Source organism: Streptomyces axinellae, assembly GCF_039532135.1.
Classification (GTDB): Bacteria; Actinomycetota; Actinomycetes; order Streptomycetales; family Streptomycetaceae; genus Streptomyces; species Streptomyces axinellae.
On the sequence record NZ_BAAARJ010000043.1, the window covers coordinates 1 to 11,158 of the forward strand.

The following is an 11,158-nucleotide window of genomic DNA, read 5'->3' on the forward strand; positions in this document are numbered from 1 at the left end:
CCACACCAAGGAGAACGCGCGATGAGTGACCTCTACCAGCACGGCACTGGCGACGTCCTCGTCGAACGCCGCGACGACGGTGTCCTCCTCATCACGATCAATCGGCCCGAGCGGTACAACTCACTCACCATGCCTATGTTCGAGGAGATGAACCAGATCTGGGCCGACGTCGAGCGCGACGATCAGACCCGGGTCGTGGTTGTCACCGGAGCTGGCAATGCCTTCTGTACCGGGATGGACGTGGCGCAGCCCGACCCCACGCCCGAGCAGACGCTCGCGATGCTGGAGACGGAACGCAAGCGGGTTGCCACCGTCCTGCGCATCGAGAAGCCGATCATCTCCGCGATCAACGGTCCCGCAGTCGGCTACGGCCTGTCGACCGCGCTCCTTGCCGACATCAGCATCGCCGCGGACGACGCGGTGCTGATCGAGGGCCACACCAAGGTCGGCGTGACGGCCGGCGACCACGCTGCACTCATCTGGCCACTGCTCGTCGGCATGGCCAAGACCAAGTACTACGTGCTCACCTCCGAGAAGCTGAGCGGCGCCGAAGCCGAGCGGATCGGGCTCGTGAGTCTGTCCGTTCCCCGTGAGCAGGTACTGCCCCGTGCTATGGAGGTCGCATCCCAGCTGGCGCGTGGTTCCCAGCAGGCTCTCCGATTCACCAAGCGCGCACTCAACACCTGGCTCACCAACGCGGTGCCCCAGCACGAACTGTCCTCGGCCCTCGAGATCATCGACTTCGCCAGCGCCGACTACGCCGAAGCGCGCCAAGCCTTCCGGGAAAAGCGCCCTGTGGACTTCCCCTCCGCTCGCATCGCTAGCGCCCCGGCAAACTAACCGGAGACGAGGATGACCGCAGGTTCGTGCAACACAGCGCTCAGCGCTGTCCACGCGTCCGATGAAGCGGACCGCGTGGTTGTCATCACTCTGGACCACCCGCCCGCAAACGCGCTCAGTGACTCGCTTGTCAGCGACCTGACGGCGAAGCTGGAGACCCTCGCCAAGGGTCCTGACGCCCCCGCGCTGGTTCTGACGGGCGCCGGCGAGCGCTTCTTCTGCGCAGGTGGCGACATGAAGGAGGCCATCGACTTCAACGCCGATGCGATGGCCGGGCGGATGAAGTCGTTCCACGCGCTGCTCTGCGCACTGGAGAACTATCCCCGGCCACTGGTGTGCGCGGTTAACGGCTGGTGCGTGGGTGGGGGTATCGAAATGGCACTGTTCGCTGACGTGGTGTACTCGTCGGCTACAGCGCGTTTCGTCTTCCCTGAGATCGAGCACGGAATGCTGCCGGCCGTAAAGGGAATCGCTCAAGTGCGTGAAATCCTTGGTGACCGTGCGGCCCGGCGACTCTTGCTGGGCGGAGAGCCCATCGATGCGTTCGACGCGAAGGCGATAGGCATCGTCGACCAGGTGGTCGACCAGGACAACCTGCTCTCGACGGCGCTGGCGGATGCGCACAAGGCAGCAGCGAAGCCGCCGGCCGTGTTCGCAGCGCTCAAGCGTGCTCTTCGCTCAGGGACTGCCGGTTGGTCAGACGAAGAACAGCTCCGCGTCACGGTTGCCGACGCCCGCACAGTCTTCCTTGACCCTGCCGCCCGAGCTGCCCGCGAGGGGTACAGTGATTGAATAATTTCAAGGACTGACCCCGGCTGTCTTTCGTTCGGCATTAGCCCATTTCCCTTCAGGCGTGACGATCATAACGACGCCAAGCGATGAAGGAACACTGCACGGGTGCACCGCGAGTTGTTTCGCATTCTTGTCTCTCGATCCCCCGCTCGTTTTGGTGTGGCTGGACCGAAGGGCGGACTGCTTTCCTGTTTTCATGGCGACCAAGCACTTCGTCGTGAACACCGTGACGGACACACACGGAATCGGCGATAAAATCCGCGAAAAAGAATGGGAATAAGTTTGCCTACGGCAAATTCGAATTCGATGAGGCAGGTCATCCCGCTGCTGTCCGATGCAGCGGCAGTGAACCGGTGCGAACGGAAGCAGACCGTGCCCGGCGGAGATCAGGTGATCCCCATCGGTCGGGTGCACGGTACGCGGACAGGTAGCAGCAAGCCGATGACCTGGTACAGAGGCGGCTTACCCTCTTTTGGGGAGAGAGCGGCATGAATCTCATCGGGCCCGGGCTTGTCAGCTCTGTAGGAGAGGCTGTCTCATGGATCTGACCAATTTCCAACCGACCCGGACGCTGCCGGGGTTGCTGCTCGATCGCGCGAGCCGAGAACCTGACACCGTTGCGCTGCGCTACTGGCGTGATGGTGCTGCACAGGCGGTCACGTGGCAGTCGTACGCGGACCGAGTGCGCGATCTGGCACTCGGACTCTCCGCGCAAGGTGTGAAACACGGTGATCGGGTCGCGGTGTTGAGCAGCGCCCGCCCGGAGTGGGTGTTCACCGCTCTGGCCGTGCAGAGTGTCGGCGGCGTCGTGGTCGGCGTGTACCCGACCAACTCGCCCGCCGAGATCGAGCAACTCCTCGTGCACAGCGAGGCGATCGCCTTCGTCGGCGAGACAACGACAGACCTCACCAAAATAGCGGGGATCGCCACGCGCACACCGAAGCTGCAGCTGGTGGTCGGAATCGACGACGCCCCTCCTGAGCTGCCCCAGAGGATCAAGGGGACAAGGTGGGAGACGCTGCGGGAAGAAGGAGCACGATACGCCGACGGCCCGGATCGCCTGTCCAAACTGGTTTCTGCGGGCTCTCTTGACGACCCCGCCGTGCTCTTCTACACGTCGGGGTCCACGGGTGCGCCGAAAGGCGTCACACACTCGCACCGCACGCTTCAGCACTCCATTCAGACCGTCATCGGCCTCTACCCACAGCTGATCAGCCGCGATCACGATGTGGTGGGCTTCCTGCCACTGGCCCACGTGGCGCCGGCGGTGGTCTCGGTTTTCACGCCGCTGCTCTCACGACTGGTGGTCACCTACTGCAGCATTTCTGAGTACGAGGATGTCCTGCGCGCGGTACGGCCGACAGTGGTGCTGTGGCCGCCGCGCTTCTACGAGAAGATTGCTGGCAAACTGATCGCACGGCCGGCAACTTGGCCGCGACTCCGCTGCTACGCCTATGACGCCGCGATGTGGGCGGGCCGCAGGGTGGCCGAGCTCCGCTGGTCTCGTCGTCGGCCCTCGCTATTGCTGCGCATCGCGTACGCTGCCGCTCTTCGCGGAGTTTTCCTGCCGCTACGGGCAGCCGTCGGAATGGATCGCGTCCGAATCGCCTATACCGCATCTGCTGCGATGCCCGAGAGCGTCCTCGCAATTTGGCAGATCTGGGGGCTCGACCTGCGCGAATGTTACGGCCTCACCGAGACCGCTGGCACTCCCATCGCGCACTTCAGTCAGAAGTTCCCTCGGCCAGGATTCATCGGCAAGGAGTTCTCGGACCCGCGCTTCCAGGTGAAGGTCGCGGACGATGGTGAAATGCTGCTCCGCGCGCCGCTGCTCTTCGCCGGATACTGGCGCAACCCTGCGGAGACCGAGGAGGTTTTCGAGGATGACTGGTTCTGCACTGGTGACCTGATGGAGCGCACACTCCAGGGCGACATCCGGCTCATCGGCCGCAAGAAGGATGTGATCATCACTCGTGGTGGCAAGACGATCAATCCTCAGCCTATTGAGACCCGGCTGCGGGAAAGCCCACTGATCAACGAAGCAATCGTCGTCGGTGACGGCCGCAAGTACCTCACCGTTCTTTTTGAGCCGAGCACAAATGTGGACGAGCAGTCGGCAGAAGCGCTGGCCGAACGCCTGCGAGCGGAGGTGGACCGAGTCAACGCAGACCTCGCCCGAGTAGAGCAGTTGAAGGATTTTTGCATTCTGCCGCGGCCCCTGCAGGCCGAGCATGGAGAGCGGACTGCGAACGGCAAGATGAAGCGCAATGCCGTCCTGCGCTCGTTCGCAACGCTGATCGACGAGATGTACGGCGCGAACGATGACGCGGCGATCGCGAACCACGTGCGCTCTAAGCCGAACTAGACGGCTGATTCCACGAAGATCGCGTGAAGTGAAGCCGGCCCGCAGGTGTGGGAGGAGGGCGTTCGAGATCTATGTACGAGCAAAGGATGGGACACCCTTCTGATGGCACGCTCCGTTTTGAACGACGACCGGGCGGTCGTTCCCACGCCTGACGGTGCCGTCATCTGTGGCTGGTGACGCTAACGGTGGCCCAGGTGCTGCTGCGCCTTCGGTGAACTCCGCTGGATCCAGCGGAAATTTCCCCTCGCCAAACGATGAGCCACATTCCCGAACCCGTCGGCTTCGGCCCGCTGCCGCAAGGGGCCGTTTCTGTACTACGGAGAGCCCAAGCCGAGGAGTACGCAGAAGGTCGATTCCGGGTCCAGACCGCAGGTTCAGTTGTGATTGTCCATCCACCCGTGGGCGCCCCGCGCGGACGCCCAGCGCAACGCCGCGCTCGTCCTGGCCGGTGCGCGGCGCGCTGTCGCCTCCACGGGCCTGGACGTCAGCTACCACGAGATCGCCCGCGAAGCGGGGGTGGGCGTCGGCACGGTCTACCGCCGCTTCCCGGAACGCGACCAACTCATGGCGGCCGTGCTGCGCGACATCCTGAACGAACTAATCCGGACCGCCGAAGACTCTGTGGAACGCACGGACCCGTGGGAGGGCTTCACCCGGCTGCTCAGCGGCCTGGCCATCCGCACGGCGGAGGACGCGGGCCTGTCCGGAACACTCGACGCACACGGTGGCCCCGACATCGCCGCGCTGCGCCATCGCCTCCTGGAGCTCATCCAGCAGGCCACCGAGCGCGCCCAGCAGGCCGACGCGCTCCGGGACGACGTGGACTGGCAGGACATCCCGTTCCTGGCGCAGGCCGCGGTCACACCCGGATGCTTCCTGGGCCTGCCTGCGGACCCGGCCCGGGGGCCGCGCACGCTCCGCGTCATCCTCGACGGGCTGCACGGCTCCTGAGACAGTCCCGGCTCTCCCGGCAGTCGGCCGGCGATCTGTGGATTCTTCGGAGCGCATGACGTCAGACGGCGGCCGGGGAGGCGAAGAGAAAGAGGGAACGGTTGTATGCCGCTCGCCGACAGCCCCACCAGATCCGCCTCGGCGGGACGGGCACGGCAGACTTGTCGCACGTTACCGAGCCAGACGCCATACCGCCTCACTCACCCTCTGGCTCCGCTCGCGCGGGCGGTGCCCCCACGACGACGCTCCTCGACGGGCAAACATCGCCGGTCACGGCACCTAGCAAGATGTCGAGGCCGCTGGCGAATTGCATCGCCTGGTTGGCGACGATGCCGACGCGGCTATCGACGCGGCCGAAGCCGGTGAGGATGTTCGGCGCGAACGGCGGCTGTGGTTCGGAGAACTCGGCTTCGTCCAGGGCGTGTTCGATCACGGTGTGCATGTCGAAGGCTGGTTCGCGTTGTCCGGGACGATCGTGTCCAGCTCGCGGTCTTCCTCGGTGAGGGCGAGGTCCGCCATCACCGTGAAGTCGGTGATGGCGGGGGAGTAGACGGCGCCGCCCGCGCACGGGCCGACGACCGGCGAGATCTGCGGGATGACGCCGGAGGCGTGGGTGTTGCGGCGGAAGATCCCGCCGTACATGCCCAGCGCGCTGACGCCCTCCTGGATCCGGGCGCCGCCGGAGTCGTTGATGCCGATGACGGGACAGCCGTTCTTCAGCGCGAAGTCCATCACCTTCATGATCTTCTGGCCGTATATCTCACCCAGGGCACCGCCGAAGACGGTGAAGTCCTGCGAGAAGACGGCCACCGGGCGGCCTTCGACGGTGCCGTAGCCGGTGACGACGCCGTCGCCGTGGGGCGGTTCTCCCCCAGGCCGAAGTTGGTGGAGCGCCGCGGGGCGAACTCGTCGAGCTCGGCAGGCGACGCGCCGCTGGACGGGGCAGCGGGAGTTCCCATGGCATGGTGCGGGTCGGCTGAGCTGGAACCGCCCGGCGGTACGTCTTCTCGGCAGGACAGGGCCGTACCGCCGGACGGGGTGAGAGGAATCCCGTCGGGGATCTTGCGGCGGACCAGTTGTGCATGGTGACTGCCGCAATCAGCTCCCCGGGTGAGGCGCAGCGATGCGTGGTGATGGGGGACGCTGTCGGCGAGGGTGAGCGCGGTTTGCTCTCGTGCGCCGGCCCCTTCACGCAGGAGCTGTCGGGTTCTCGCTCAGTCGATGAGGTCGAGGACGGTGGTGACGATGCTGTCGGTGTCGATGCTGTGATAGCGGTAGACATCCTCGATCGCCCCGGACTGGCCGAACTTGGTGACACCGAGGGTGGTGACAGGAACGTTCTGGATGGTGCTCAGGAAGGCCAAGGTGTGCGGGTGGCCGTCCAGGACGGTGACGAGCGGCGTGACCCGGTCGAGGGGGAAGACCTGGTCGAGGATCCAGGTCGGGTCCGCCGACAGCCCGCGGCGGGCCTGGAGCGCACGGAACAGCAGGTCAGGGCTGGTCACACACACAACATCGGCGGCTCGCCCGAGGGCGGCGAGGCGGTCGGCGGCGGCTAGTGCTTCGGGTACCAGAGCGCCCATTGCAGCGATAGTCACCACGGGCTTCTCGTGCTGCCGAAGCCGGTAGGCTCCGGCGGTCACATGCCGACGGCGGCGTTCGCGTGCGGCAGGGTCGGTGGGCACAGCGGCGAGCGTCTGGTCCACGGGGCGGGTGGAAAGCCGCAGGTAGGCCGAACTGCCGTCTGTCTTACCAAGGTTGCCGAGGGCGGCAAGCAGACACCATTCGGTGTCGATCGCGAACGCGGGCTCGTAGGTGACGCAGCCGGGCTGTTCGATGCCCAGTGAAGGCGTGGTGATCGACTGGTGCGCGCCGCCCTCCGGGGCGAGCGTGACACCAGACGGGGTGCCGACCAGTATCGACTGTCCGCCCGCGTAGATGCCGAACGACCATGGCTCCAGTGCCCTGTTGACGAACGGGTCGTAGACAACGCCGATCGGCAGCAGCGGCTGGCCCCAGCGGCTCCAGGTGGCGCCGAGCTCACCGAGCACGCCGACCAGGTTGGTCTCGGCGATGCCGAGTTCCACGTGCTGGCCTGCCGGCTGCTCACGCCAGTGCAGGATGGTCTCAGCGTCGTCGGCGAACCAGTTGGTGCGCTCGGTGGGCGACCACACGCCCACCTTGTTGAGCCAGCCGCCGAGGTTGGTGGAGGAGCTGACGTCCGGACTGACGGTGACGATCCGGCTCGCCGCCTCCGGTGCCCGGCGGGTGAGGTCCAGCAGGACGCGTCCGAGGGCCTGCTGGGTGTTGCCGGTGCCGGTCGGCGCGGCTCGACTGAGGTCCATGGGTACCGTGGGAGCTTGCTGCAGTGCATATCCGGGGCGGCGCAGCCGCTGGGCTGTCTTCGTGCACAGAGCCGCCTCCGCCGAACCGTCGGCGAAACGGGACCACGGGTGATCCAGATCCAGTCCGAGGCGGCCGGCCAGTGCCGTCATCTGGTCGGCTGTCAGGAGCGAGGAGTGGTTCTGCGGGTGGCCCTCGGTGGGGAGCCCGTAACCCTTGATCGTGTAAGCGAAGATCACAGTGGGCCGGGTGTCGTCGACGGCGTCATAGGCGTCCATCAGAGCGCCGATATCGTGGCCGCCCAGGTTGCGCAGGGCCGCCAGCAGTGAGGCATCTTCCAGGCCCGCGATGAGCTCGGCGATGGACTGTGCCGAGGAGCCGTTGCCGGGCAGGCGCTCGCGCAGCTGGTCGGCCGAGCAGCGCAGCAGGCGCTGGTACTCGGGGTTGTCCATGGTGTCGACACGAGCACGCAGGGCGTCGCCACCAGGCCGGGTGAACAACTCCTCAAGGAGATGGCCGTACTTGAGGGTGAGCACTTGCCAGCCGGCAGCCGCGAACATGTCTCGCAGTTTGTCCGCGGCGATGCCAGGGATGACTCGGTCGAGGGACTGCCGGTTGAGGTCGACGATCCACACTGCTTCGCCCAGGCCCGGCAACATCGGGTCCTGGACGGCTTCCCAGATCGCTCCCTCGTCCAGCTCCGCATCGCCGAGCAGGGAGTACTGGCGCCCTGTGCCGGCACCGCCGAAATGACCCTCCACATAGCGCCGCGCGAGGGCGCCCCATAGGGGGGCGGTGGCACCGATGCCGACCGAGCCGGTGGAGTAGTCGACTGGGTCGGGGTCCTTGGACCGGCTGGGGTAGCTCTGCAGGCCGCCGAAGGCGCGCAGCGTGGTCAGACAGGACTCGTCCAGCTCGTCCAGCAGGTAGTTGATCGCATGCAGCACAGGTGAGGCATGCGGCTTGACCGAGACGCGGTCCCCGGCGGTCAGCGAATGGAACCACAGCGCAGTCATGATGGAAGTCATCGAGGCACTGGACGCCTGGTGGCCACCGACTTTCAGACCCGTGGGATTCGGCCGTACCCGATTGGCATGATCGATGATCGCGGTGGAGAGCCACAGCACCCGTTGCTCAACCGTCTTCAGCACGACGAGCTGCTCCTCCGCCCGGGAAGGACCAGAGCTGTCGACGTCGGCCGACCTCATTTCCGCGACCATCACAGACCTCCTCCGCATTCGGCACCATGCCTTAAGAAATTTTGCGCTGTGCTCCGCAAGTAGACCCATGACTCTGCGAATGCACAAGTCGTTGCCTTCGAGTTGAGCCTTCTGCTCAGACTTTGCGTTGGCTGGCAGGAATTCACAGTGCATCATGACCCAATAAGGGCCTGTCGACGCCGTCAACGCCTGATCATCTGCCCTTTCGGAATCACTGCCGGAATGAGCGTGTGCGGGATTCCTCCGCATCTACCGCCTTCGGCAGGCGGCAGGCGGCGCTGGCGATTGCACGGTTCTGCTGCCCTTGCCATGGCGAGGGCAGTTCAGGGAGCCGCATTCTGCAGTCGGACAACTTGATTTCGGACTCGATCGAACCTCTGCACATCTATGCGACCTGGTCACGAGTTTCGCCTGACGGCAGTGAGTCTATCGCTTGCAAAACATCCGACAGCCATACGACTTGCCCGTCGAACTGTGACAGCCTCCGGGGCCGAACCCACCGGTATGCCTCGTGCTCCCAGTTGAGAGTGAGTCGGCGCTGACCGGTACAGGCCACAAAGGTGTGCACGGTCCAGTCCTGACCGCCCCGAGGGTCGGCCAGGCGTAGCGTAGGGCCCGCAGTCAGGTGTTCCAGAGCGCGGGCGGGGAGCAGAGTCTCCTCCCGGATCTCCTGGATTGCCTGCCGTACAGGGGTGCTGTCAGCTTCCAGATATCCAGTGATGCAGTGCCACAGGCCTGCGTCATGCTGGACAGATCCACTGCGCTTGAACAACCCGATGCGCCCTCGCCACATAAGGATGACGGCGACGATGTGTCGCGGGCCTTGAGGCGTGAGTCGGCTGAACTCGTCCAGGGATTGAGTCCTTTGCGAAGCTTGCTGAATCACTGTGCGGTCACCGCCTTCGGTAGGGACACTCGTATACGACCCGATATTCCTTTCCGCCTGGCGTGTGGCAGATCTGCGGTACTCGTCCCATTTCTGATGAGCGCCGGATGGTCGGCCGTGCGACAGCGGGAGATGTGGCATTCCCTGAAGGCGGCCTTGCCGGCCACCGTCGCTGCTGTTGGTTCACCGGATACGTCTCTCGTACCCGGCCCAGGCATTCTCGCGCAACACGAATTTCTGGATCTTCCCAGTGGAAGTCTTCGGAAGCTCTGTAAACGTGACATTTTTCGGCGCCTTGAACCGTGCCAATCTGCCCTCTACATGCTCGATGATCTCCGCCTCAGTGGCCGTGGCACCGTCCTTCAAGCGCACATAGGCGGCGGGGACTTCACCCCAGCGCTCGTCCGGAACGGCGATCACCGCGACCTCCAACACCGCTGGGTGATCCTCGATCGCCTGCTCCACCTCGACCGATGCGATGTTCTCCCCGCCGGAGATGATCACGTCCTTCGATCGGTCGCGCAGTTCAACGTACCCGTCAGCGTGCACGACGCCGATGTCGCCGGTCCGGAACCACCCGTCCGGCACCGCTGCCAGGGTGGCCTCCGGGTCGTCGAGGTAGCCGAGCATGAGGTTGTTGCCGCGCAATGCGATCTGCCCCGTGGTGACACCGTCAGCGGGAACGTCGGTGCCATCGTTCGCGATCACCCGCGGCACGCACGAGATCATGTTCCCGACGCCCTGGCGCGCCTTGAGCCGCGCCTTTGCCTCGGCGTCGCGGTCGTTCCACTCCGGGCGCCAGTCGCACAGCATCGCCGGGCCGTAGGTCTCGGTCAGCCCGTACAGGTGCGTGACCTCGAACCCAAGCTCCGCCGTCCGACGCAGGATCGCCGGCGACGGCGGCGCCCCACCGGTCGCGATGTGCACCGTGCGGTCCAACGACGCGGCCTCATTGGCGTAGGCCATCATCGACAGTACCGTCGGCGCCCCACTGAGGTGCGTGACACCCTCCTCCTGGAGCAGTCGCCAGATCTCCGCCGCGTTCACCTTCGGCAGGCAGACGTGCGTCGCGGCCGCTGCAGTCACGGCCCACGGGAATGTCCATCCGTTGCAGTGGAACATCGGCAGCGTCCACAGGTACATGCTCGACAGCGTCAGTCCTGTGTGCCCCACCATTGCCATGGCCTGCAGGAACGCCCCCCGGTGGTGGTACATCACGCCCTTGGGGCGACCTGTGGTCCCGGAGGTGTAGTTGATCGACAGCAGAGACCGCTCGTCGGTCGGGGTCAGGTGCAGCGGATCCGAAGCAGCCAGTAGATCCTCGTACTCCCGCCCTGAGCGGATCCGGTGCGGCGGAGCGTCCAGCCGGGTGAGGACCTCGTCCACCAACCCGTCGAACGACGGGTCGTGGATCAGCACGGCGGCCTTGGAGTGCTCCAGGATGTAGGCAACCTCGTCCACCGCGAGCCGCGTGTTCACCGCGACCAGCGGCACCCCCGCCCACGGCACTCCGAAATGCGCCTCCAACGACACGTGGGTGTTCGGCGACAGCACCGCCACCGGGCAGCCTTCGGCCAGTGGCGCCAACCCACCTGCCAATCGCTGACACCGATCACGCAGCTCCGCATAGGTCCACCGGGACTGCCCATCCACCACCGCGACCCGGTCTCCGTGCGCCGCCGTGGCTCTATCCAGATACAACGTCGGGGTCAATGGCTCGAAGGACAAGGAGTCCACGTCGTGGGTCATCGCGCGTTCTCC

General features: G+C 65.5%; 9 protein-coding genes and 1 pseudogene. 6 read left to right on the forward strand and 4 right to left on the reverse strand.

The window, feature by feature from the left end:
• Nucleotides 1–21: 21 nt before the first annotated feature.
• The 6 genes from ABD339_RS33135 (at nucleotide 22) to ABD339_RS33155 (ending at nucleotide 4,948) form a co-directional block, all read left to right on the forward strand.
• Nucleotides 22–840: an enoyl-CoA hydratase/isomerase family protein gene (locus ABD339_RS33135; RefSeq protein ID WP_344570890.1), complete on the forward strand. Its 819-nt coding sequence runs from the start codon at nucleotides 22–24 to the stop codon at nucleotides 838–840.
• 12 nt (nucleotides 841–852) lie between these two features.
• Nucleotides 853–1,632 carry an enoyl-CoA hydratase/isomerase family protein gene (locus ABD339_RS33140; RefSeq protein WP_344570891.1) on the forward strand — a complete coding sequence of 260 codons (780 nt, stop codon included), beginning with the start codon at nucleotides 853–855 and terminating at the stop codon, nucleotides 1,630–1,632.
• A 13-nt stretch (nucleotides 1,633–1,645) separates the two neighbouring features.
• Nucleotides 1,646–1,912: a flavin reductase family protein gene (locus ABD339_RS33145; protein WP_344570896.1), complete on the forward strand. Its 267-nt coding sequence runs from the start codon at nucleotides 1,646–1,648 to the stop codon at nucleotides 1,910–1,912.
• A gap of 26 nt (nucleotides 1,913–1,938) precedes the next feature.
• Nucleotides 1,939–2,124, forward strand: coding sequence for a flavin reductase (locus tag ABD339_RS33980; RefSeq protein WP_425576172.1), 186 nt, complete (start codon nucleotides 1,939–1,941; stop codon nucleotides 2,122–2,124).
• 46 nt (nucleotides 2,125–2,170) lie between these two features.
• Nucleotides 2,171–3,997, forward strand: coding sequence for an AMP-dependent synthetase/ligase (locus ABD339_RS33150; protein ID WP_344570892.1), 1,827 nt, complete (start codon nucleotides 2,171–2,173; stop codon nucleotides 3,995–3,997).
• Nucleotides 3,998–4,381: 384 nt separating this feature from the next.
• Nucleotides 4,382–4,948: a TetR/AcrR family transcriptional regulator gene (locus ABD339_RS33155; protein WP_344570893.1), complete on the forward strand. Its 567-nt coding sequence runs from the start codon at nucleotides 4,382–4,384 to the stop codon at nucleotides 4,946–4,948.
• Between the two features lie 286 nt (nucleotides 4,949–5,234).
• Here the strand turns inward: ABD339_RS33155 and ABD339_RS33160 are convergent.
• The 4 genes and pseudogenes from ABD339_RS33160 to ABD339_RS33170 form a co-directional block, all read right to left on the reverse strand.
• Nucleotides 5,235–5,997 (reverse strand): annotated as a pseudogene (locus ABD339_RS33160) (carboxyl transferase domain-containing protein); the annotation flags it as partial.
• A 165-nt stretch (nucleotides 5,998–6,162) separates the two neighbouring features.
• Complete coding sequence (locus ABD339_RS33165) at nucleotides 6,163–8,499, reverse strand: transketolase-like TK C-terminal-containing protein (RefSeq protein ID WP_425576174.1); 2,337 nt, start codon at nucleotides 8,497–8,499, stop codon at nucleotides 6,163–6,165.
• Nucleotides 8,500–8,896: 397 nt separating this feature from the next.
• A complete protein-coding gene (locus ABD339_RS33985; RefSeq protein ID WP_425576173.1) occupies nucleotides 8,897–9,538 on the reverse strand; it encodes an NUDIX domain-containing protein in 642 nt (213 codons plus the stop codon).
• 42 nt (nucleotides 9,539–9,580) lie between these two features.
• The coding region (locus ABD339_RS33170) for an AMP-binding protein (RefSeq protein ID WP_344570895.1) at nucleotides 9,581–11,158 on the reverse strand (1,578 nt) is incomplete at its 5' end.

What these genes read in the sequence shown, in the direction of transcription:
- ABD339_RS33985 (WP_425576173.1), bottom strand. Translation starts at nt 9,538, where the DNA reads ATGCCACATCTCCCGCTGTCGCACGGCCGACCATCCGGCGCTCATCAG.
- ABD339_RS33150 (WP_344570892.1), top strand. Translation starts at nt 2,171, where the DNA reads ATGGATCTGACCAATTTCCAACCGACCCGGACGCTGCCGGGGTTGCTG.
- ABD339_RS33980 (WP_425576172.1), top strand. Translation starts at nt 1,939, where the DNA reads ATGAGGCAGGTCATCCCGCTGCTGTCCGATGCAGCGGCAGTGAACCGG.
- ABD339_RS33140 (WP_344570891.1), top strand. Translation starts at nt 853, where the DNA reads ATGACCGCAGGTTCGTGCAACACAGCGCTCAGCGCTGTCCACGCGTCC.
- ABD339_RS33135 (WP_344570890.1), top strand. Translation starts at nt 22, where the DNA reads ATGAGTGACCTCTACCAGCACGGCACTGGCGACGTCCTCGTCGAACGC.
- ABD339_RS33165 (WP_425576174.1), bottom strand. Translation starts at nt 8,499, where the DNA reads ATGAGGTCGGCCGACGTCGACAGCTCTGGTCCTTCCCGGGCGGAGGAG.